The organism is Bradyrhizobium ingae (genome assembly GCF_055791185.1).
Genome location: NZ_JBVUBB010000001.1, coordinates 30,949 through 52,442 on the forward strand (window position 1 = coordinate 30,949; position 21,494 = coordinate 52,442).

The window sequence follows — 21,494 nt, forward strand, 5'->3', positions numbered from 1 at the left end:
GCTCTTCGCCGCGCGCTATGACCGGAATGGGTGGGGTGGGTAGCTCAGCGTAACCCACCGGGCTCGCGAACTACGCGAAGGAGGCGTGAGGGGGCTCGGCAGCGAAAAATCCTGCATCCGTGACTTCCATTTTACGTTGATGCAGCTAGCCTGCGCATCCCTGTCAGCACTGTGCGGGCCATGAACCGAACATCCGAGACATCAGACGATTCCATCACAGCTCTCATCCCCGATCTCGACCGGCTCGCCGTAGAGGCGATGGCTGTCTGGAAAGTACCGGGAGCCGCGCTCGCCCTCGTAAAGGATGGCAAGGTCGCGCTCACCCGCGCCTACGGCCAGCGCGACGTAGAGGCTGATTTGCCGGTCACGCCACGCACGCAGTTCGTGATCTGCTCGATCACGAAGTCGTTCACGGCGACCGCGATCGCACTGCTGCATAACGAAGGGGTACTCGACTGGACCAAGCCGGTCCGTGACTATCTGCCGGAGTTTCGTCTCTCGGACGCGGTAGCGACCGAACGCGTCACCATTCGCGACTTGCTCAGCCACCAGTCGGGGCTGCCGCGGCATGATTGGGTTCATTTGCCCGGCGATCTCTCGCCGGCCGAGATGCTGCCGCTGATGCGGCACCTCGAACTGAGCCGCGACATCCGCACCACCTGGCAATACAGCAATCTCTGCTACAACGCCGCCGGTCTTCTGATCGAGCGGCTGAGCGGGAAGAGCTTTGAAGCCTTCGTGCGCGAGCGCTTGACCGACCGGCTCGGCATGACCGTCAGTTTCTCGCTCGATGAGCTCGAAGCAGGACCCGAGCCGGCGCGGCCCTACAAGATCGACGTCGACACGCGGTCGCCGGCGCTGCGGCTGCCGATCCGCACCACGGCCGCAGGCGCGATCAACACGTCGGTCGCCGATCTCGCCAACTGGATGCGCCTGCATCTCGGCAAGGGCGAGTTCGAGGGCGAGCGCCTGCTTCCGGCGGTGCTGGTGGAGCAGCTGCACGCGCCGGTGGCACCTGTCGGCAAGTCGGAATTTTCCGAGTTCGGCCACGCGCACTATGGATTGGGGCTTCAGTCCAACAGCTATCGGGGCGAGCGCATGGTATCGCACGGCGGCGGCTGGAACGGCTGGGGCTCGTTTATGACCCTGGTCCCGGACGCCGGCATCGGCGTCGCTGTACTGACCAACCGCAGTCCAAGCGAGATACCGCCGATTCTGACGTGGTACATCATCGACCGGCTGCTTGGCCGGGAGCCGGTCGACTGGCTCTCGCGCTTCCGCAAGATGCGCGACGACGTCATCGCCCATATCCCGGTCGACAAGGAGGCTCGCGAGAAGGCGCGTCACAAGGACACCAAGCCAGCGCATGCGCTGTCGGCCTATGCGGGCGACTATGCCCACCCCGCCTATGGCGTGATTTCGATCCGCGAGCGGGACCGCGTGCTGCATTGGTCGTGGCGCGGCATGGGCGCGCCGCTGTCGCACTGGCATTTCGAGACGTTCGTCACGCCGGAGATCATCGACCAGCTCCATCCGGACAATCTCCCCATCACCTTCCAGACGGACCGCGAGGGCAACATTGTGCACCTGTCGGTGCCGCTGGAGCCGACGGTGAAGGACATCGTGTTCGCGCGCCGACCCGCCGGCGACTGCGTCGATCCCGCATTCCGCGCACGCTGCGTCGGGCAGTTCAGGAGCGGCGCCATTACGCATCGCGTTACCTTGGACAGCGAAGGCAGGCTCATCCTGAAGCCGGACTTCCAGCCGGCCTATCGCCTTGAGCCGCAGCAGGGCCGCAGGTTTCGCGTTGCCGAACTGGAGGGCTTTGCCGTCGAATTTCGCGGGGAGGGGGAGAGTATCGGCCAGATCGTCTTCCACCAACCGAACGGCACCTTCGTTGCGGACCGCCTGGCGGAATAGGAGAGGTGATGACGGATGTTTCCGGCGATCTCGCTACGTTCCTGATCGAGGCCAAGCGGCGCACCTACGCAGGTCTTGACGACGATACGACCATCGCGACCCCATTGCTCGCCGGCTCGAAACAGCTCGAGCATCGTGCACCGCCTTATGCCTATCGCGACATCTATTTCGGCACGGGTTTCTTCGTCGGCCAAGAGATCGTGTCACGGGATGACAGCGTCATCTGGTCGATGAGCTATAGCGGCGGCGCGCGGAGCAATGTCGGCGATCGCGAGCGGCTGCTGTCGATCTACAAATTCTTGCGCCAGGCGTTGCTCGCGGTGAGCGTCGACATGCCCTATCGCGGACCGGCGATCCTCACCGCCGGTGACTTGACTTATCGCAACGATGCCGAAGGTTCGATCGAACGCTTCCACGGAATCGAGGCGATCGCGCAGGGTGGCACAATCCTGTACGAGCTGCGCTACGGTGGCGGGTTGGTAGGATAATTTAGACAACGTAACCCGGATGAGCCAAGCGATATCCGAGGTCTTTTGGGTAGCATTCCGCATGTCTCTACGCGCATCGGGCTACAGGAATAGCGTCAGTGACCGAACCAACCCCTCCGCAACGCACGACATCGCCCTTCACAGCCATCCGCGCGATTGACTATACCGTCATCTTCGTGCGCGACATGGCTGCGATGCGGCGTTTCTACGAGGGCGTACTCGGCTTTTCGCTGCTGCGCGAACTGTCGCCGAACTGGACCGAGTATCGGGTCGGCGGCAACACGCTGGCCCTGGCGCGGCCAAGCCGAACCGCGGACGATGCGCCGACGCCGAGCGGCAGCGCTTCGCTTCAATTGGCCTTCAAGGTGTCAGCGCCGGAGGTGGACCTGTGCGCTGAAGAGCTTGTGAGACACGGAGTTCCGCTGCTCTCGCCGCCGACGGACCAGTCCTTTGGACATCGCACGCTTTTCTTCCGTGATCCCGACGGCAATTTGCTGGAGATTTACGCCGAGATCTAGCGGTGCGAGCGGGCACTACGCGTCGTGCAACCGGCTCGCAGTGAGATTCCGGACCATGTATCTCGCGCCGCCGCCATAGGATGCCAAATTGATGCGCAACGCCGCGTCGGCGGCGACCGCGCGAAAATCATGACGCGCCCAGAACGGCGAGGTGTCGTAGACGGAGACGAGCGCGAGATGTCCGATTCCCTCCGCCTGCGCGAGGCGTGCGAGGGCCTCGATGTATGATGTCGCGACGCGACTGCCGCGCGAGGCGGGCAGCACCGCGACGTCATGCACATAGAGACAGTCCGGCGCGGACGGCAGCCTGTGCAGGAAGTCGTCGAGCGGTGGAATCTCGTGGAGCGTCCAGGGATGGGCGATACCGTAGCCAGAGACATCATCGCATGCGATGAGCGTCCGGCATCCCTCCGGAAACAAGCTCATTTTCTCCGCAAGCACGTCCGCGCGCTCTGGCAGATCGGGATGGATTGCCGTCGCGATCGCCATGATCGCCGGAAGATCGGTGAGCTTGGCGCGGCGCCAATGTGATTGCACGTGGCTTCCTGTGAGGGCCCGGCGGCGGGTGTCTATCTCAGACCCTCATATACCATCAATCCGCGCGCGATCTGCAGCTTGCGGATGGCGCGGGGCAGCAGCTTCTCCGGTTGGTGCAGATAGCGCCAGGAGGTGAGGGCGAATTCGCCGAGCGCGCCATATTCGTCGTCAAACGGGGCGAGCACGCCGGTGACGCTTACCGGGGTATGCGGACGGGCGTTGAAGGGCAGCAGCAGGAGTTCGAGATGTGCGCGCGTGCCGTCCTGTCGCGTCGCGGTGAGGCCGGCGATGGCGCCGAGCGTCTCCTCGGCGACGATGGCAGTGATCTCCTCGATCTCGGCGCGGCTTTCGCGCGTAAAGAGCGCGGCAAAGCTCTGGTCCTTGAGATCGCGCCCGGCGAGCGCGCAGACGCGGGTGCCGGCGACGCGGAAGGGGAAGCCAAGTGCCGGCTCGCAGGACAGGACGAAGATATCACCGAGAAGCCCGCGGACGGCGGCCGGATCGATATCGGCGCGATCCGGCGCTCGCGCGGTTCCGCGCTTGTCGTCCCAGTAAGCGAAGAATTCGCGGCTTGACGGATGTTTCATGACTCTACGCTCGCCCCTCGGCCACATGTCATGGGACAAACTTGTCCCGCTTCAATGCACCTCGGGTCCCCTTGTGTGTTGTGCAGGAGTGGATTTGCAGCGTCCATGCCGCGGGCGTGTTTTTGGCCCCCAGGGGCGGGCCTTTGCGTCATTAACGTTAAATTAACGATCCGCTTTAACCCGTTCGCCCGGCTGCTATGGTTGTCGCGGTCGCAAGCTTCGCCGCTTTTCCAGGTTCTCGGCGGGGTCTGTACACAGGCGTCAAACAGTTTGGTCGCTGGGCCGCGGGGGAGGGGTGGGGACACTCCTTATTGCTCGCAGATCCGGGAAGGCCGACACGGACAGGGAGGGCTTTCCCAGGGCCCTCCCTTTTCCTTTTGTGCACTTGCACGGGGTAGGCAAAGGCGACTATCTCCACGCTTGTCGCCTTGTTCGCGCTTGAAAGCCAAAAATCCCTTGGACGCCCCTCCAAATTCTCCGCCGGATGAGCCGGCCACACTTCAGGACGCACGGCGCGAGCCGGTTTTGACGCTGCCGGGCGCGCTGACGGCCTACATCGCGCTACTGGCGGTGATCCATCTGCGGGTGCTGCTGCCGCCGGAGCTCGAAAACTGGACCATCGACGTCTTCGGCTTCATCCCGAAGCGCTACGATTCCTCGCTGCTCAATCTCGCGATCCCCGGCGGCACCGGTGCGAAGATATGGACCTTCGTCACCTATTCGCTGCTCCACGCCAACCTCACCCATCTCGGCTTCAACGTGCTGTGGCTCTTGCCGTTCGGCAGCGCGTTGGCGCGGCGCTTTGGGCCGGTGCGCTTCTACCTGTTCCTCGCGGTGACGGCTGCGGCCGGCGCGCTCGCCCATCTCATTACTCATGAGCATGCGGTGGCGCCGATGATCGGGGCGTCGGCGTCGGTATCCGGCGCCATGGCGGCTGCGATCCGCTTTGCCTTCGTGCGCGGCAGCTTCCTGTCCTTCAGCCGCGGCGATGCCGACACCGCGGCAAAAGTACCGGCGCTGCCGCTGTCACGGGCGCTGCGCGACGGACGGGTGATGGGCTTTCTCGCGGTGTGGTTCGGCGTCAACATCATCTTCGGCATCGGGGCCATCGGGGTCGACACCGAGGGGGCAACCGTCGCCTGGCAGGCGCATATCGGCGGTTTCTTCGCGGGGCTTCTGCTGTTCTCGCTGTTCGACCCCGTGCCGCGCGTGCGCCCCGATGCTGCAGATGCGTCATCACAGGACATTTCAGACCGCATTTGAAGCGGCGCTTGCGGGATGAGTCGATTTCATTCATCATCGCATGCGAAGAATGTCGTGATGCGACAAGCCGGTAGCGGCGCTGCTTCGCGCAGCGCCTGAGAACGAAACCGGCATTGAGACTGTTAGTTGAAGACTCGCGAAGAAGTCCAGCCCAGGCTTGAGGGGCTGGGTGGGATTCAGGGAGGCGGCAATGACGGTACGTTCTATCCTCAACACCAAAGGCCACCAGATCATGAACGTCGAGCCCGACGCAAAGATGTCGGCCGCGATCAAACTGCTCGGCGAGAAGAAAATCGGCGCGGTCCTGGTGATGAATCAGAGCCGGCTGGAAGGCATCCTGTCGGAACGCGACATCGTGCGAGTGCTGGGCGAGCGGGGCGCCGGTGTGCTGGAGGAGCCGGTCTCGAACGTCATGACCCGCAAGGTCGTGACCTGCAAGGAGACCGACACGGTCGCCGAAATTATGGAGATGATGACCACGGGCAAGTTCCGACATCTGCCGGTCATCGATAATGGCAAGGTGGTTGGCCTGATCTCGATCGGCGACATCGTCAAATGGCGCGTGCGCGAATACGAGACCGAGCAGGAAGCTCTGCGCGATTACATCAAGACGGCCTGAGCGTTATTCGCTGACTTTCTCGCCGGCCTTGTTCTGGTCAGTCTTGTCCTGATCAGTCTTGTCCTGATTAGTCTTGTCCTGATTAGTCTTGTCCTGATTAGTCTTGGGCGCGGCGCCTTCCGGCGCCGGCGCGAGCACGTGGATCGCCTCCTGGATGGAGTCGATCGCGCGCTCGGCGGCGCGGGTGCCGAAGGCGATCAGATCGTCGGCGCGGTGGAAGTCGAACCAGCCGATCTGGCCGACCCGTGGCGTGATCAGCATGTCCGGCGGATCGCCGGCAAGACGCGCGCGCGTGATGCGGTCCTGCATGATGTTGAAGGCATCCACCATCACCGAGGAGATGCCAGGCCTTCCGCCGCCGCCGAAGAACTCGCGCTTCATCGTGCGTTCGGGCGAGAAGAACCTCGGGAAGCGCCGCTTGGCTGCGTCCCTGGGGGCGTCTTCGGCTGCCGCTGGCTCGACCGGAGGCGCCATTGCGCCGTGTGAATAGATGGTGGTGGAATGGGTGAAGATGTCGCTGGAAAGATTTGCAGCGATGACGATTTCCGCGCCCAAGGCCCGCGCCGCCGAGACCGGCACCGGGTTCACCAGCGCGCCGTCGACCAGCCAGCGGTCGCCAATCAGCACGGGCGAGAAGATTCCCGGCAGCGCATAGGAAGCCCGCATCGCCTCGACCATGCGGCCGCGCGTCAGCCAGATCTCGTGGCCGGTGCGGACTTCGGTGGCAACTGTCGCGAACTTGATTGGCAGATCCTCGATCAGGGTCTGTCCGATCGCTGCCTCCAGCCGGGTTGCCAGCTTCTCGCCGCCGATCAGGCCGGAGCCGTTGAGACGGATGTCGAGATAGGAGAGGATGTTGCGCACACCCTGGAAGCTGCGGGCCCAGTCCTCCAGCGTGTCCAAATGTCCGGCGGCATAGGCACCGCCGACCACTGCGCCGATCGAGGTGCCAACCACGACGTTCGGCACGATGCCGTTGGCCAGTAGCGTTTTCAGAATACCGATATGGGCAAAGCCACGTGCCGCGCCGCCGCCGAGCGCAAGGCCGATCACCGGCCGGCGAATGCTGCCGAGCCCCACTTTTTCGCCGTTCGCACCGTTGGAGCCATTCGCGCCGCGACCCTTCAACATATCCAGCACAGAAGATCTCCTACGACCCGACCGACGCCCACCAGACTAGGCGCCGCGATCCCGCCCCGCCAGATACACAGCAGAGCATGGTTTATGCTGCTTTGGTGAGGGCACCGGGCAGGAGTATGGCGATGGCCGATTGCCGCAGGACTTAACGATTTGCGGTTCCGTCTGTTCCAGAATCAGGTGTTTCCCGGTGTTCCAGTGGCTTGAATTTGCCGCGTTTTCGGTGAAAAGCAGGTGGCATGATTTTCGGGGGTGACGGCATCGGACGATGGCGGCGCGGCGGATGGCTGCTGCCGGCCGTTTTGCTTGCCTGCTTCCTCGGCCAGGACGCGGCTCACGCGCAATTGTTCTCTGACCGCCCGCCGCCAGTGCCACCGGCCGCCGTGCCCGACCCCGGCGCGGCCGTCAGCCTCGCGCCGCCCTCGGGCCCGGGTGCCGCGCCGCCGAGCCTGCCGCCGACGCTGATGCAACCGGCTTCTCCCAGCATCCCGCCGTCGGTCGCGACCGTACCGCCGGCCGCGCCCATGGGGGCGGCCGCGCCCGGCCAGGCCGTGCTGTCGCTGACCGCGAAATACGGCAAGGATCTGCCGCCGATCACCAGTGGGCTGGTGTGGCGGGTGTTTGCCGACCGCCCCGACGAGAACGGCACGTTCAAGCTGATCCGCGAGGACCGCAACGCCACGCCCAACATCGTGTTGCCGCCCGGCAATTACGTCGTGCACGTCGCCTTCGGCCTCGTCAGCGCAGTGCGTACGGTCAGCCTGAAGGCCGAGACCGACCGGGAAGCCTTTGTGCTGCCGGCCGGGGGCCTGCGCATCGAGGGCCGCGTCGGCACCAGCCGCATTCCGCAGAACCAGATCTCGTTCGCGATCTACAAGGGCAGCCAGTTCGAAGGCGGCGAGCGTTCCTCGCTGGTGCCGAACGTCGCCGCCGGCGACGTCGTGCTGCTGCCGGAGGGCACCTACTACATCATCTCCAACTATGGCGACGCCAACTCGGTGGTGCGTTCCGACATTCGCGTGCAGGCGGGCAAGCTCACTGACGTGACCATCACCCATCGCGCCGCTGTGATTACGCTGAAGCTCGTCAGCGACAAGGGCGGCGAGGCGCTCGCCAACACCGCCTGGTCGGTGCTCACCCCCGGCGGCGACGTGATCAAGGAATCGATCGGCGCGTTCCCGCGCGTGGTGCTCTCCGAAGGCGAATACCGCGCCATCGCCAAGAACGAGGGCAAGGTCTATGAGCGCGGCTTCAACGTCGTCAACGGCGTCGACGGCGAAGTTGAAGTCGTTGCGCGCTAGACCTCGCTTCCGATAGCGCAGCGCCTCGGCCGGCACGGCGGAGGCGGGGCAACATCATACCGCGCTTCTCATCCAGTGCACGAAAGGTGGGTCAGCCTTCGTCAACTCGCTCGGTGCGATTGCGAAAGAAAAGGGTGTGACGCCGGCGCAGTTGCGCTCGCCTGGCCGCTGGCCACAGGAAAAACATCGGTGTGACTGCCGTCACGCTAACGGATGCCGATCGTTGGCATTCTCGCCAGCGTGACCGTCAAGGATGATCGCTATCCGGCGCATTTGCAGGCGCGAGTCGGCCGTTCAGGTTCGTCGTCGAATTGACCGGTGAGTCACTGCTCGCCGGCCATCCTGTCCATGTTGCGATTTGAATCGCGTGCGAAAGCGCTACCAAATCGTTCTTCAGGCGCAAGGTCTGGGGAAACACCGCACCTGCGACGCAATTCCGATAATCAATCTTGTTCTCTTTCGCTTCTGCTGCGTTATATCTCGGGCATCCGTCCGGATGCGCAGGTTTCTGTCTTGGCCTCGCGTGGCCGGCAACGAGCAGGGGGTGTAGCCCGTCGGCATGTTCGAAGTGGTCCTAACGAGGCGCAAGCGATTTGGCTGGCGGTGGCAGGTTTGCGACCAGTCAGGCAAGCTGTTTGCCGATGGCTTCGAGCGCACCCGACCGGCAGCCAAGTATCAGGGCGAACGCGCGCTGTTCTTCCTCCTGTCCCAGGCCTATCTGAACAACCGGTCGGCGGCCTCGAGCGAGGACTAGCGGGCGGACGGGCAAGGCGGGACCCGTCAGGCAGATCAGCCAGAAGCTTCGTAGGGTGGGTTGGTGCAGCGTAACCCATCAACTTGGCTTGCCCGGCGAGAGACCTTGGTGGGCACTACGCATCCACAATCTCTTGGGTTGCCCGACCGGCAAATCACGCCAGTGCTGGGTCAATTCGCATGGGATCAAATATGTCGATTGACGGAATTCGGATTTATCGTACATTTGGCTCATCTCATCCCACGCAGAGGGGCGTATCGCGATCGTCACGGTATGCGGGGTGAGCGGCGGTGGACGCAGGCAGCGTTGGCGCGAATAGCGGTCGCAGGGCGGGTAGTCCCCGTGAGCGGCGGCATCGCGCGGGTACGACAACGCTATTTGCGTACGGCAAAATCGTGTGGTCCTGGCGCCCGGAGTCTGTGCGTCAAGTTCTTGCGGTGATGCGGGTGGGCTCGACCGGGCCGCACGCATCGTTGAGCCGCAAGGCGACGGGGGCAATAGTGCATCGCTCCCCGAGGAGAGCACGACATAAGCCGTAAGCCCACTGCGCAGGGAAGGCCGGGTGTTGTTTCCGGCTCAACCTGTATGCCGCTGTGCAGTTCTTTTGTTTGACCTGCGCGCAGCGGACCGCGGGTGCCAGCCGGCACCCGGTCTTCCCTGCGCCCTCCGTTCCGATGGAGGGAAGGAGATGAGCAAAAGCTCGGGCGAAACGCCGCGAGAATGCGAACGTGTGTCCGAAGATGAAAATGCGAATTGAAGCGGCGATGTCGTCGCCCATCCTCCGTCATTGCGCAATGACGGTGCTCGTGGAAGCGGACGCGGAACATCTCTCCAGCCTCGTCCAGGCGCAAGTCAAAGAGAGCGAAACGAATCTGTCACAGTCTCTAACGCGCACTAACCATCGTCTGATTTAAAACTGTCATAATCGCGCTTTGCGCGCAGCACGAAAAAATCCTTTACACGCCATTAAGTGCCTCCGCCTTGGATGCGCGGCAGAGTGCGTGGGGAATGCGATGAGTGCCGTCAAGAAGATGCCGGGCAAACCGGCCGCCGACATGTTCGACGACATTCCGGTGCTTCAGCGCAAATGGCACGCCGCGTTGCGGCCGGGCGAGCGGTTGCCGCGCTACGAGGACGTGATGCTCGGCAGCCTCGGGCGGCTCGCCGATCATATCGCGCTGTTGCGCAATGACGGGGCGCTCGAGCTGTCGCGCAGTGGACGCTACGTGCAGACATGGCTTGGCGACGAGCGCTGGGACGTGCCCGTGACGGCGCTGGCACCCGATTGCGCCACCGCGCTGGCGGAGGTCGCGGCGAATGCGCTTCACAACGGCCGCCCGCATCATTCGCACGCGCATTGCGTGCGCGACGGCATGGTCAGGACGTACGACGTGCTGGCACTGCCGACTGCCTCGCGCTGGGGTGCCACGCTGATCGGCATCTATGTCAACGAGCGCGGCGCCCAATACAATCTTCTCGATGCAATCTTCTCCGCAACCGACGATGCGGTGGTGTCGCTCGCCGCATTGCGTGATGCCGATGCGAGGGCCTTCGACTTCCAGATCGTTCATCACAACAAGAGCGCCGACGTGCTCCTGAAGGTCGGAAGTGCAAGCCTGCTCTGGCGCAGGCTCGGCGAGGGCGGCACGCTGCTCGCCTCACCGGAGGTCGAGGAACTCCTGCTCGCGGCGATCGCGAACGGCCGCAGCGAGCAGTGCGAAATCGAGAGCGATGGCCGCTATCTGCGCCTCAGCGCCACCGCCTTTGCCGACATCGTGTCGCTTACGATCTCCGATGTCACCGCGCTGAAGCGCCGCGACGCATCGTTCCGCCTGCTGTTCGACAACAACCCGATGCCGATGTGGGTGTTCGATGCCGAGACGAAACGCTTCCTGAGCGTCAACGACGCCGCGGTCCAGCACTATGGTTACGACCGGGACGCCTTTCTACGCATGAGCCTGCCGGAGATCTGGCCGCAGGACGAATGGGACAGCCAGTCCGAGGCACTGGAGCGTGTCGGCGACACCTGTCACTCCTCGCGGAGCTGGCGACACCTGCGCGCCGACGGCGGCGAGATCGAGGTCCTGACCTTCGGCCGCCGCGTCACGTTCGAAGGTCACGACGGCTATCTGGTCGCGGTGGCGGACATCACCGAACGGCGCAAGGCGGAGGCGCGCATCGCCTACATGGCCCATCATGATGGGCTCACAAATCTGGCGAACCGGGAATATTTCCAGGATCGGCTCAAGCAGGCGCTAGACCAGGCCGGAGACAAGAGGGTTGGCGTTCTCAGCATCGATCTCGACCTGTTCAAGACCATCAACGATGCCTTTGGCCATCCCGTGGGCGACCGCCTGCTGAAACAGGTCGCCGAGCGTCTTGCGATCGCCATCCGCGGCGCCAACCTGGCTGCGCGCCTCGGCGGCGACGAGTTCGCCGTGATCCTCGCAGCCGACGTTTCGCCGAACGAGGCGAGCGCTTGTGCGAGCCTGCTGATCGAGATGCTAAGCGCACCTTACGACATCGACGGCGTGGACCTGGTGATCGGCGCCAGCATCGGCATAGCGCTGTCGCCCGGCGACGGCGTGACGTCGGAGGAATTGATGCGCAACGCTGACATGGCGCTCTACCGGGCCAAGTCCGACGGCGGCGGCGTGCAGCGCTTCTTCGAGAAGGAGATGGATCTGCAGGCGCAGCGGCGCCGCGACATGGAGCTTGACCTGCGGCGCGCGTTTGCCAATGGCGAATTCGAACTGCACTATCAGCCGCTGGTCTCGATCGCCTCCGACCGCATCTCGGGCTTCGAATCCCTGTTGCGCTGGCGCCACCCAGACAAGGGCATGATCTCGCCGGCCGAGTTCATCCCGGTGGCCGAGGACATCGGCCTGATCATCCAGCTCGGGGAATGGGTGTTGCGTGAAGCGTGTTACGAGGCGGTGAAATGGCCGCGCGACGTCAAGGTCGCGGTCAACCTGTCGCCCGCGCAGTTCCGCAGCCGCAACCTGGTTCAGGTCGTGATCTCGGCGCTGGCACAATCGGGCCTGGCGCCGAAGCGGCTCGAGCTCGAGATCACCGAGTCGATCTTCCTGGCAGAGACCGATGCGAACCTCGCCACGCTGCACCAGCTCCGTAAGCTCGGTGTCGGCATCTCCATGGACGATTTCGGCACCGGTTATTCCAGCCTCAGTTACTTGCGCAGCTTCCCCTTCGACAAGATCAAGATCGATCGGTCCTTCGTCAAGGATCTCGCAGAGCGTCCCGACTGCGTGGCAATCGTGCGCGCGATCTCGGGGCTTGGCCGCAGCCTCAACATCACGACGACGGCGGAAGGCGTCGAGACCGAGGACCAGCTCGACTGGCTGCGGGCGGAAGGCTGCAACGAGGTTCAGGGATTCCTGTTCAGCGCGGCGCGCCCCGCCGGCGAGATCGAACAGTTGCTGACGACGTTCGGACAGCGCGCCTCACGGGCGGCGTAGCTCGGGAGGGTAGGCGTCATAGACGAGGGCCTTGAAAGCCGGCGTAATGCGGCCGCGCTCGTTCTGGGTCTGCTGCATCATGACGTAGATCATGTCGAGCTTTGGATCGACGCCGAAATAGGTGCCGCTGCCGGAATCCCATTTCAGTTCACCGATCGAGCCCGGCGGCGGCGGCTTGGCTTCGCCCGGATCGGTGCGCACCGCCAAGCCGTAGCCATAGCCGAAGCCGTCGCCCGGGAAATAGAAATAGTCGCGATCGACGCCCGAGCCCGGCCCGATGTGGTCCGTCGTCATGTCCTTGAAGGCGGCGGGGCTGAGATAACGCTTGCCGTCGAGCTCGCCGCCGTTGAGCAGCATCTGGGCAAAGCGCCCATAGTCTGTGAGGGTCGAAAGCAGGCCGCCGCCGCCGGATTCCCATTCGGGATGGGCGAGACGGTCGCGCTCGGCGTCGAGCAGGATGGTGTCGTTCGGCAGTGGCCGAGCCATCCGCTTGAACTCGTCGGACGTCGTCAGCACGAACTTGGTGCTGGTCATGCCGAGCGGATCGAGCACGTTCTGCTTGAGATATTCGTAAAGCGTCTGCCCCGAGATCACCTCGATGACGCGGCCGAGCACGTCGGTGGAATGACCGTAGCGCCAGAGCGTGCCGGGCTGGCGTGCCAGCGGCAGTCTCGCGATGCGCTCGGCGAACTCGCGGTTGTCGAACTGGCCGGCGAAGATCATCGCATTGTGATAGGCCTGCTCGACCCATTTGCCGCCGATATAGTCGTAGCTGATGCCGGACGTGTGACGCATCAGGTCCTGGACGGTCACGGGACGATTGGGCGGCACCATCTCGAGGGCAAGCGTGCCGTCGGGATTGGTGACCTCCAACCCAACCTTGGTATCGGCGAAGGACAGGATGTATTTCGAGACCGGATCGGCGAGCGCGAGCTTGCCGACATCGATCAGCATCATCGCCCCCAGGCTCGTGATCGGCTTCGTCATGGAGTGGATGGCGAAGATCGTGTCCGGCGTCATGGGCGAGCCGGTCCGGACGTCGCGCACGCCAAAGGTCTTCAGATAGAGCGGCTTGCTGTGCTGCTGGACCAGGATGACCGCACCAGGCAGCCGCCGGGCCGCGACCTCGTTGTCGAAAAAAGCCGTGATGCGCTCGAGCTGGTCGGGCGCGGGCGCGGGGATATCGTTGGCGCGGCTGCGCATGGCGGTGCCGGCAAGCAGCGCAGCGCCGGCGAGGAATGTTCGTCGCGTGGTGGTCATGGCATGAGCCCGCGCAGCGTCAGGCGGCGGCACGGGCGCGAGCAAGCGTCACTTCGGATCCTGCCCGGCCGACGCAACGGGATCAAAGCCGGAAGATGAGCGGTCCGTCAACTGGTGAGGAGTCGACTAGAACCGCGTCACGATCTCCGAGAGCGCCGGGCGAGGGCGGTCTTCGCTCGGCCTGGTCGGCTTGCCGATGTGCACGAGGCCGGCGAGTTTCTCGTCCGGCTTCAGCCCGAGCCCTTCCAGCACGTCGCGGTCGAAGGCGAACCAGCCGGTCAGCCAGCACGCGCCGTAGCCGAGCGCTGTCGCGGCCGTGACGATGTTCATGGCGCTGGCGCCGGCCGACAATTCCTGCTCCCAGGCCGGCACCTTCGGGTGCGGCTTGGTGAAGCTGACGATCCCGATCACGAGCGGCGCGTCGGTGAGCCGCTTCCGCTCGACCTCGATGTCGGCCGCCGGCGCGCCCGGATTCTTGCGCGCGAACACGCGTGCGATCACCTCGCCCGCACGCATCCGGGCCTCGCCCTCGAACACGATGAAGCGCCAGGGCGCGAGCTTGCCGTGATCCGGCACTCGGGCGCCGATGGTGAGGATCGTCTCGAGTTCGGACGGCGAGGGGCCGGGCCCCGCCATCTCGCGCGGCTTGACGGAGCGGCGGGTCTTCAGAAGGTCGATGGCGTCGGGCACGGAAAGTTTCCTCTTCGGCTGGTCGTCGGGCTTGCATGCCTACCCGAGATAGGCATGCAAGCCCGCAACCAAAAGCGAGTTTAGACCGATTTCAACGATCAGGCCTTTGCCCGCATGCGCTGTAGGTCCGGCGGGGTCGCCTCGTCGAGCAGGGCTGCGATCGCCTCCGCCGTCGGCATGACCTTCTGCCCCTCGCTGCCGAGCCGGCGAATGGAGACCGAATGCGTCTCGGCCTCCTTCTTGCCGACAACGAGCAGCGCCGGAATCTTTGCCAGCGAGTGCTCGCGGACCTTGTAGTTGATCTTCTCGTTGCGAAGGTCGATCTCGACCCGCAGGCCCGCGCGCCGCGCCTGTTCCACAACCTGCTTGACGTATTCGTCGGCCTCCGAGGTGATGGTCGTCACCACCACCTGCACCGGCGAGAGCCAGAGCGGGAAGTTGCCGGCATAGTGCTCGATCAGGATGCCGATGTAGCGCTCCATCGAGCCGCAGATCGCACGGTGCACCATCACCGGCGGCTTCTTGCCGCCGTCATGGTCGATATAGAACGCGCCGAACCGTTCCGGCAGGTTGAAGTCGACCTGCGTGGTGCCGCACTGCCAGTCGCGGCCGATGGCATCGCGCAGCACGTATTCGAACTTCGGCCCGTAGAAGGCGCCTTCGCCGGGATTGATCTCGGTCTTGATGTGATTGTTCTGCGACTGGATCTCGCGCAGCACAGTCGCCATCACGCGCTCGGCATGATCCCACATCGCATCGGTGCCGACGCGCTTGTCGGGGCGGGTCGACAGCTTCACGGTGAGGTCGCCGGTGAAGCCGAAATCCGCGTAGGTCGACAGGATCAGGTCGTTGATCTTCAGGCACTCGTCGGCGAGCTGCTCCTCGGTGCAGAAGATGTGCGCATCGTCCTGGGTGAAGCCGCGCACGCGCATCAGGCCGTGCATGGCACCCGACGGCTCGTAACGATGCACCACGCCGAACTCGGCGAGCCGCATGGGCAGGTCGCGGTAGCTCTTGAGGCCATGCTTGAAGATCTGCACGTGGCCGGGGCAGTTCATCGGCTTGAGCGCAAACCACCGCTTGTCCTCGGCCTCGTCGCCGGCGGACTGTGCCGCAAACATGTTCTCGCGGTACCAGCCCCAATGGCCGGAGGTCTCCCACAGCACCTTGTCGAGGATCTGCGGAGCGTTGACCTCGCTGTAGTCGCCGGTCAGGCGTCGCCGCATATAGGCGATGAGCTGCTGGAAGATGGTCCAGCCCTTGGGATGCCAGAACACAACGCCAGGACCTTCTTCCTGGAAGTGGAAGAGGTCGAGCTCGCGCCCGAGCTTGCGATGGTCGCGCTTCTCGGCTTCCTCGATCTGCTTGAGGTAAGCGTCGAGATCCTCCTGCTTGGCGAAAGCGGTACCGTAGATGCGGGTCAGCATCGGGTTGTTGGAATCGCCGCGCCAATAGGCGCCCGCCACCTTCATCAATTTGAAGGCGTTGCCGATCTTGCCGGTCGAAGTCATGTGCGGGCCGCGGCACAGATCGAACCAGTCGCCCTGGAAATAGATCTTGATCGGCTCGTTACCGGGAATGGCGTCGACCAGCTCGACCTTGAAGGCCTCCCCCTTGTCGCGGAACACCTGCTTGGTCTTCTCGCGATCCCAGACTTCCTTGGTGAAGGGTTTGTCGCGCGCGATGATCTCGCGCATCTTCTTCTCGATCGCGGCAAAATCTTCCGGGGTGAACGGCTCGTTGCGGAAGAAATCGTAATAGAAGCCGTTCTCGATCACCGGACCGATGGTGACCTGGGTGCCCGGCCACAGCGCTTGCACGGCTTCCGCCAGCACGTGTGCGGCGTCATGCCTAATCAACTCCAGCGCGCGCGGCTCGTCGCGGCCCACGAACTCGATCCTGGCGTCGGACTCGATGGGATCATTGAGATCGGCGAGCGCGCCGTCGAGCGCCATCGCCACCGTACGCTTGGCGAGCGAGGGCGATATGCCCTTGGCGATGTCGAGGCCGGTAACGCTCTTGTCGAATTGTCGCTTGGCGCCGTCGGGGAAGGTGAGGGTAATCTTGGCGGCTGGGGTCACGGGCTTCAAATTGCTGAGGCTGTACTGGAAGCCGGATTCGGACTTGTGGTCGTCGGACATGGTATTTCTCCTGAAGCTCACTCCTGCGAACGAGCGCAGGTAAGCGGGAACGAGCGGTATATCAGGCGATTCGGCCTGCGCAATCGGGCAAAACGAGGAAATTACGCGCAAACATCCCGTTTCGAAGCCCGAAGCCAGACGCGATACGGACGTTGCATGCCTCCACAGGTTGTTGTTTCATGGGCGCATCGGGGATGGACTGGCGGTTTTGGGGTTGGTTGCTTCGTGACGTTCGTTGGATCGACTTGCCTCAGGGATGGCGCCCGCATTGTCCTCGTCACGTTTCTGACAATGGTCGGCGGGCCGGCGTCCAGTCCTGCCTGGGCCGCGCCGGTCGCGGGCCGGGTTTCGCAGGCTCCTCTGACGCCGCAGCCAGGTCCGCCGTTGCCGGCACACCCGGTGCCGCAAATTCCGCCAAAGAAGTCGCCGACCTCGCAACGGCCGATCACGTTCTATGTCGCCAAAGGAAGCCCCGACGCCTGCGGCAACGGTTGCGACCGCTGGATCGCGGCAGAGGGCACGATCGACGCCGGCGCCGCACCGCGGTTTCGCAAGTTCCTGCAGAAGGTCCTCGATCGCGCCCTGCCGATCTATTTTTCCTCGCCCGGTGGCAATCTGGATCAGGCCGTGGCGATGGGCGCCATGCTCCGGGAGCGGAATGCAGTGGCGCGGGTCGGGCGCACGGTGGCGGAGGAGTGCGGCTTCGAGGCTCAGGACAGCGATGTCTGCCTGAAGCTGAAGGCTTCGGGACGGGAGCTGCGCGGCAACCTCTCCACCCGCGGCGTGGTTTGTGCCTCGGCCTGTCCTTATGTGATGCTGGGAGCCGGGACGCGGGAGATCGCGCCGGATGCCGTGCTCGGCGTGCACTCACCGAAGGTCGTCACTCTCTTCCGTGTCGAAGCGCCGACACCGGAGATGCGCGCGGCTGCCACCAGGCGCGGTCTCGACCGCGCCGATCAGTTGCTGACGAGCTACTTCACAAGAATGGGTGTCGACCTCGGCCTGCTCAGACTCGCCGACTCCGTGAGATATGAGGACATGCACGTGCTGACGCGCGATGAGATCGCACGGTTCGGCATCGATCGGCGCGGGCATGTCGAGACGCCATGGCTGTTCGAGTTCGGCACGCGAAGCATGGTGCAGAAGATCGTTGCCGAGCGGAATGACGTCGACAAATCCTTTCGGCTGATTGCCTGGCGCCTGACATGCTTCGACCTCGATCGTTTCGCGCTGGAGTTCCGGCGTCCGGCTGCGTCCGCGGCCAGCCCTGCCTCGGTTCGCGTGGCATTGGGAAACGCAAATTCGCTCGCGCTCATCTCCAATCCCGTCAAGCTGCAGGGATTTGAGTTCTGGGGCACGCAATTCAGGAAGGCCACGCTGCTTTCCCTCTCGGATGCGCCACACTTCGACTTCACGGAGGCGGAGCAGGGGCCGGATGGCGTCGGGCCTTCCCGCACCAGCCGGCTCTCGAACGAAGGGCTGGCGGCTGCACTCGACCGGCTGCTCGCGACCTGCGCACCGGCAAAGGTGAATACGGCCGGTGCGCGTGGCGACATCGTGGATCTGGCGAAATAGATATGGTTGGCCCTTCCGCGCCATGCCGATGCTGCCTACATGCACCTGCATGAAATCCGATCCCGCCGCCTGCCGCTTCGCGCCGACCGCCCTGATGCTTGGAAATGTCGTCACCGGCTCCTCGGTGCTGGCGCCTGCCGGGATGCTCCCCGAGTTGTCCTCAGGACTCGACATCAGCATCCGCGCCGCGGGCCTCCTGATCACCTTTGGCGCCATCACGCTCTGCATCGGCTCGCCGCTGACGGCATGGCTGACCAGCCGCATCGAGCGGCGCATGCTGCTCACTGCAACGCTGGCGCTGCTCGCCGTCGGCAATATCGGCTCGGCCCTTGCACCCGACTATGCGAGCCTGCTCGCCATTCGCCTGGTGATGCTCGCGATCGGCGCGCTTTATACACCGCAGGCGGCAGGCACTGCGGCGATTATCGTGCCGGTCGAAAAGCGTGGCAGCACGATCGCCTATGTGTTTCTCGGATGGTCGATCGCCGCGGCCGTTGGGTTGCCGCTGATCACTTTCATCGCCAGCCGCTACGGTTGGCGGGCATCCTATGGCGCGATCGGCGGGCTCGGCTGCCTCAGCTTCCTCCTGCTGCTGTGGCGGCTGCCGGCGGGGCTGCAGGGGACGCCGGTCGATTTGAAGACCTGGGGCGAAGTCGGGCGCAATCGCACCATCGTGCTGCTGCTTGCGATCACCATGCTGCAGATGTCCGGGCAGTTCGTGATCTTCACCTTCATGGGGCCGCTCCTGAACAAGCTGACGGACGCCGGTCCCGATGCGATCGGTCTGCTCTTCGGCGTCTACGGTGTCTGCGGCTTCCTCGGCCTCCTCATTGCCACGCGCGTCGTCGACACTTGGGGGCCCTACAAGACCTCGGTTCTGTTCACGAGCCTGTTGCTCGCGGGCATCGCCGGATGGGCGCTCGGCGCCGGCAACTTTGCGCTGATGATGCTCTCGGTTGCGGTCTGGGGGCTCGGCTTTGCTTCAACCAACTCGATGCAGCAGGTGCGCCTGGTCACCGCGGCGCCGTCGCTGGCGCCGGCCACCGTTTCGCTCAATACGTCCGTGCTCTATGTCGGGCAGGCCGTGGGCTCGGCAGCGGGCGGGGCCTTGTTCGCGCGCGATCTCTTGCACACGATCGGCTTCGTGGCGGCCGGCTTCGTCGTCCTCGCACTTGTCGTTGTCGGGTTAACCCGGCCCCGGCCGGCCGTGGCGACGGTTGCGGCATAGTGCAAACCCCATCATATCCGGCTTTTCCCCTCAGCGGGCGCTTGGCAAACCGCGCAGGAGGGCGCTAGAAGGCGAGGGTGGGGGACCAACGAGAGCTGACTAAGATGAGGATGATCCTGGCGCTTGTCGCGGTGCTGTATTCGGCCGCCGCTTTCGCGCAAACCGACACGCCGATGGTTGGCGACAAGCCGCTGGTGCAGGTCAAGCCCAAGGGGGCCAGCAAGGGCACCAAAGAGGCGGCAGCCAAAGGCAAACCCGAGGCGGCTGCGCCCAAGGGCAAGCCGCAGTCCACGGCGGTCAGGCTGCAGGCCTGTCTCGACCTCGACGACGGCACCAAGGACCGGCTCAACTGCTACGACGGAGTGATCCCGCCGGCGCCGAAGCCGAAGCCCGCAAAGGCGAAGGGCGTCGCCGACTGCCGCTTCCTCAAGGAAGAGGACGAGCGCCTGGCCTGCTTCAACGGCTTTGCGGAAAGCATTCCGAAGCTGCCCAAGAACTGATTGCCCCTATCGGAGGAGCGCATCGATCCGCAACTAGCGGCTCGATGAGGACGGCGCACCCGCGGCGACACGCGTCAGCGCCAGCGACGGTGTCGCCGACATCTTGACCAGCACGTCCTTGAGCGGATTCTGCGTCCAGGCGCGGGTCACGTAGTCGCGATGCCTGATGCCGTCGCCGGTCTCGACGAACACCACGCTGCCGGGACGCAAGGGGCCGTCCATGTCTTCCGAGACGCTGATGCCCTTTTGTCGGAGCATGCTCATCAGCTCGCGATCGCGCCGCGCAGTGTAGTGGGTATAGGAGCTGACGAAGAAGCCGGAGCGGTGGCTCTCGATCCAGGATGCGAACTTGTCGAGTTCGCCATAGACCGCGTCGAGCAGCACGACGCCGCGAACGCGGTCGCTGATGCCGCCGACCTCGAGGCTCCAGGCGGTCGGCAGGAAACCGCCGCTATAGCCCACGATGACGATCGGCATATTGGCGAAGGTGCGCGCGCTGTTCGGATCGCCGTAGAGGCGGGCCAGTTGCTGGCTCGATTCCTCCATGAAGCGCTTGAGCCCGCCGGGCTGCCAGAACTTGCCGGCGCTGGAATCGGCGGCATCGACAGCCATCTGCGGGGCAAGCAGCACGGCGTTGGCGCCGGAGTCGGAGATCTGCTGCGGCACCAATTGCCGGTCGCGCACGTCGCGTTCCAGCGTCGCGCCGTTGCCGTGGAAGAACACTACGATCACGCCGGGCTTGCGCACGTCGAAATGCTCGGGCACGTGCACGAGCACGCGGCTGTCATTGTAGGTTTCGTCCTGCCAGAACACGCGCCCCGAATAGCTGCGATGGCCGCGGCGATCGCCTTTGGAGATGTTGAGGAAGGGCGCGTCGGAGGCGGGATTGTTACCGAAATAGGGGAAGGCGGACGATTTCATGCTGACGAGCGTGGTCAGATCGTCGCGTTGCGGACGTTGATAAGGCACCTGCGGCTCGAGCGAGGCGATCTTGTAGGGGGCAGGCTCCGCCGATTGCACCGCGCGTTTCGGCGAGAAGTCCGACATCTGCCGTTGCAGGAAGCTTTCGCTTGCGGTGGGGAAGCGCTCATTGAATTGCGGGGCGGGAAAGCGGTCCTCGAACGTGTCGCTGCTTGCGACTTGCGTGCTGGTCTTGGCGACGATCTGGGTATTGGCTTGGGAGGTCGCCTGGGAGTTCGCCGCCAGCATCGCCGGGTTGGGCGCCTTGCCGCATTGAATTAGTGTCAGCGAGAGCGGCACCAGGACGGAGGCGAGGCCGACCCGGCAGGCGAGTCGAAACGCGCGACAATGCATGACGGGCGATCTCGCCCGATCAGCACGCGTGGCTGTTTCGACTCTCGGATCGGCCCCGACCATCCACCCACTAACCCCAAAGGCAATCGGCCATCTTGAGCTAATTGAGCCGACTGGTGTTTAGGCGACGTTAAGCTTCCGGAGAAAACTCCCCACATCCGGAACGCTCAAAATGACCACGGAATC

The 21,494-nt window shown here is 64.2% G+C and carries 18 protein-coding genes; 11 read left to right on the forward strand and 7 right to left on the reverse strand.

What is annotated here, in order from left to right; all coding sequences use genetic code 11:
- Positions 1-180: 180 nt before the first annotated feature.
- From ACV1FX_RS00175 to ACV1FX_RS00185, 3 genes are all read left to right on the forward strand, one after another.
- Positions 181-1,920, forward strand: coding sequence for a serine hydrolase (locus tag ACV1FX_RS00175; RefSeq protein WP_473115510.1), 1,740 nt, complete (start codon positions 181-183; stop codon positions 1,918-1,920).
- 8 nt (positions 1,921-1,928) lie between these two features.
- Positions 1,929-2,408: a DUF5680 domain-containing protein gene (locus ACV1FX_RS00180; RefSeq protein WP_473115511.1), complete on the forward strand. Its 480-nt coding sequence runs from the start codon at positions 1,929-1,931 to the stop codon at positions 2,406-2,408.
- A 98-nt stretch (positions 2,409-2,506) separates the two neighbouring features.
- Entirely contained in the window at positions 2,507-2,926 is a 420-nt protein-coding gene (locus tag ACV1FX_RS00185; protein ID WP_473115512.1) for a VOC family protein, read from the forward strand.
- A gap of 15 nt (positions 2,927-2,941) precedes the next feature.
- On the opposite strand, the gene ACV1FX_RS00190 is transcribed toward ACV1FX_RS00185, so the two are convergent.
- Positions 2,942-3,415, reverse strand: coding sequence for a GNAT family N-acetyltransferase (locus ACV1FX_RS00190; RefSeq protein ID WP_473115961.1), 474 nt, complete (start codon positions 3,413-3,415; stop codon positions 2,942-2,944).
- Between the two features lie 80 nt (positions 3,416-3,495).
- Complete coding sequence (locus ACV1FX_RS00195) at positions 3,496-4,050, reverse strand: PAS domain-containing protein (protein ID WP_473115513.1); 555 nt, start codon at positions 4,048-4,050, stop codon at positions 3,496-3,498.
- A gap of 456 nt (positions 4,051-4,506) precedes the next feature.
- Between ACV1FX_RS00195 and ACV1FX_RS00200 the strand changes: the two genes are divergently transcribed.
- On the forward strand, positions 4,507-5,313 hold the full coding sequence (locus tag ACV1FX_RS00200) for a rhomboid family intramembrane serine protease (RefSeq protein WP_473115514.1): 807 nt from the start codon (positions 4,507-4,509) through the stop codon (positions 5,311-5,313).
- A 190-nt stretch (positions 5,314-5,503) separates the two neighbouring features.
- The gene (locus ACV1FX_RS00205) at positions 5,504-5,932 is read left to right on the forward strand and encodes a CBS domain-containing protein (RefSeq protein WP_473115515.1); all 429 of its coding nucleotides are present in this window, start codon (positions 5,504-5,506) and stop codon (positions 5,930-5,932) included.
- 3 nt (positions 5,933-5,935) lie between these two features.
- Here the strand turns inward: ACV1FX_RS00205 and ACV1FX_RS00210 are convergent, their stop codons facing one another.
- A complete protein-coding gene (locus ACV1FX_RS00210) occupies positions 5,936-7,072 on the reverse strand; it encodes a patatin-like phospholipase family protein (RefSeq protein WP_473115516.1) in 1,137 nt (378 codons plus the stop codon).
- 236 nt (positions 7,073-7,308) lie between these two features.
- Here ACV1FX_RS00210 and ACV1FX_RS00215 point away from each other — a divergent pair, with 236 nt between their 5' ends.
- From ACV1FX_RS00215 to ACV1FX_RS00225, 3 genes are all read left to right on the forward strand, one after another.
- Positions 7,309-8,370, forward strand: coding sequence for a hypothetical protein (locus ACV1FX_RS00215; protein WP_473115517.1), 1,062 nt, complete (start codon positions 7,309-7,311; stop codon positions 8,368-8,370).
- A 559-nt stretch (positions 8,371-8,929) separates the two neighbouring features.
- Complete coding sequence (locus ACV1FX_RS00220) at positions 8,930-9,124, forward strand: hypothetical protein (protein ID WP_027525651.1); 195 nt, start codon at positions 8,930-8,932, stop codon at positions 9,122-9,124.
- A gap of 1,013 nt (positions 9,125-10,137) precedes the next feature.
- Positions 10,138-12,600, forward strand: a complete 2,463-nt coding sequence (locus ACV1FX_RS00225) for a putative bifunctional diguanylate cyclase/phosphodiesterase (RefSeq protein ID WP_473115518.1) — start codon at positions 10,138-10,140, stop codon at positions 12,598-12,600.
- Here ACV1FX_RS00225 and ACV1FX_RS00230 read toward each other — a convergent pair.
- From ACV1FX_RS00230 to thrS, 3 genes are all read right to left on the reverse strand, one after another.
- Positions 12,586-13,860, reverse strand: coding sequence for a serine hydrolase domain-containing protein (locus tag ACV1FX_RS00230; protein ID WP_473115519.1), 1,275 nt, complete (start codon positions 13,858-13,860; stop codon positions 12,586-12,588). The two genes, ACV1FX_RS00225 and ACV1FX_RS00230, sit on opposite strands and share 15 nt — an antisense overlap.
- A 126-nt stretch (positions 13,861-13,986) precedes the next feature.
- Positions 13,987-14,550 (reverse strand): nitroreductase family protein, encoded by a 564-nt coding sequence (locus ACV1FX_RS00235; RefSeq protein WP_473115520.1) that lies wholly within the window; start codon positions 14,548-14,550, stop codon positions 13,987-13,989.
- A 98-nt stretch (positions 14,551-14,648) separates the two neighbouring features.
- Positions 14,649-16,691 (reverse strand): threonine--tRNA ligase, encoded by a 2,043-nt coding sequence (gene thrS, locus ACV1FX_RS00240; protein ID WP_473115521.1) that lies wholly within the window; start codon positions 16,689-16,691, stop codon positions 14,649-14,651.
- Between the two features lie 225 nt (positions 16,692-16,916).
- Here thrS and ACV1FX_RS00245 point away from each other — a divergent pair, with 225 nt between their 5' ends.
- The 3 genes from ACV1FX_RS00245 to ACV1FX_RS00255 all read left to right on the forward strand — a co-directional run bounded on the left by ACV1FX_RS00245 (position 16,917) and on the right by ACV1FX_RS00255 (position 19,994).
- A complete protein-coding gene (locus ACV1FX_RS00245; protein ID WP_473115522.1) occupies positions 16,917-18,266 on the forward strand; it encodes a COG3904 family protein in 1,350 nt (449 codons plus the stop codon).
- 49 nt (positions 18,267-18,315) lie between these two features.
- The gene (locus ACV1FX_RS00250; RefSeq protein WP_473115523.1) at positions 18,316-19,494 is read left to right on the forward strand and encodes an MFS transporter; all 1,179 of its coding nucleotides are present in this window, start codon (positions 18,316-18,318) and stop codon (positions 19,492-19,494) included.
- Positions 19,495-19,598: 104 nt separating this feature from the next.
- Positions 19,599-19,994: a hypothetical protein gene (locus ACV1FX_RS00255; RefSeq protein ID WP_473115524.1), complete on the forward strand. Its 396-nt coding sequence runs from the start codon at positions 19,599-19,601 to the stop codon at positions 19,992-19,994.
- A 33-nt stretch (positions 19,995-20,027) separates the two neighbouring features.
- Here ACV1FX_RS00255 and ACV1FX_RS00260 read toward each other — a convergent pair whose 3' ends face one another.
- On the reverse strand, positions 20,028-21,371 hold the full coding sequence (locus tag ACV1FX_RS00260; protein WP_473115525.1) for an alpha/beta hydrolase: 1,344 nt from the start codon (positions 21,369-21,371) through the stop codon (positions 20,028-20,030).
- Between the last annotated feature and the right edge of the window lie 123 nt (positions 21,372-21,494).

Bases quoted from the DNA above. Each gene is read 5' to 3' on its own strand.
- ACV1FX_RS00175 (WP_473115510.1), top strand. From the start codon at position 181: ATGAACCGAACATCCGAGACATCAGACGATTCCATCACAGCTCTCATC.
- ACV1FX_RS00180 (WP_473115511.1), top strand. From the start codon at position 1,929: ATGACGGATGTTTCCGGCGATCTCGCTACGTTCCTGATCGAGGCCAAG.
- ACV1FX_RS00190 (WP_473115961.1), bottom strand. From the start codon at position 3,415: ATGGCGATCGCGACGGCAATCCATCCCGATCTGCCAGAGCGCGCGGAC.
- ACV1FX_RS00195 (WP_473115513.1), bottom strand. From the start codon at position 4,050: ATGAAACATCCGTCAAGCCGCGAATTCTTCGCTTACTGGGACGACAAG.
- ACV1FX_RS00205 (WP_473115515.1), top strand. From the start codon at position 5,504: ATGACGGTACGTTCTATCCTCAACACCAAAGGCCACCAGATCATGAAC.
- ACV1FX_RS00215 (WP_473115517.1), top strand. From the start codon at position 7,309: ATGATTTTCGGGGGTGACGGCATCGGACGATGGCGGCGCGGCGGATGG.
- ACV1FX_RS00220 (WP_027525651.1), top strand. From the start codon at position 8,930: ATGTTCGAAGTGGTCCTAACGAGGCGCAAGCGATTTGGCTGGCGGTGG.
- ACV1FX_RS00225 (WP_473115518.1), top strand. From the start codon at position 10,138: ATGAGTGCCGTCAAGAAGATGCCGGGCAAACCGGCCGCCGACATGTTC.
- ACV1FX_RS00230 (WP_473115519.1), bottom strand. From the start codon at position 13,860: ATGACCACCACGCGACGAACATTCCTCGCCGGCGCTGCGCTGCTTGCC.
- thrS (WP_473115521.1), bottom strand. From the start codon at position 16,691: ATGTCCGACGACCACAAGTCCGAATCCGGCTTCCAGTACAGCCTCAGC.
- ACV1FX_RS00250 (WP_473115523.1), top strand. From the start codon at position 18,316: ATGAAATCCGATCCCGCCGCCTGCCGCTTCGCGCCGACCGCCCTGATG.
- ACV1FX_RS00255 (WP_473115524.1), top strand. From the start codon at position 19,599: ATGAGGATGATCCTGGCGCTTGTCGCGGTGCTGTATTCGGCCGCCGCT.
- ACV1FX_RS00260 (WP_473115525.1), bottom strand. From the start codon at position 21,371: ATGGTCGGGGCCGATCCGAGAGTCGAAACAGCCACGCGTGCTGATCGG.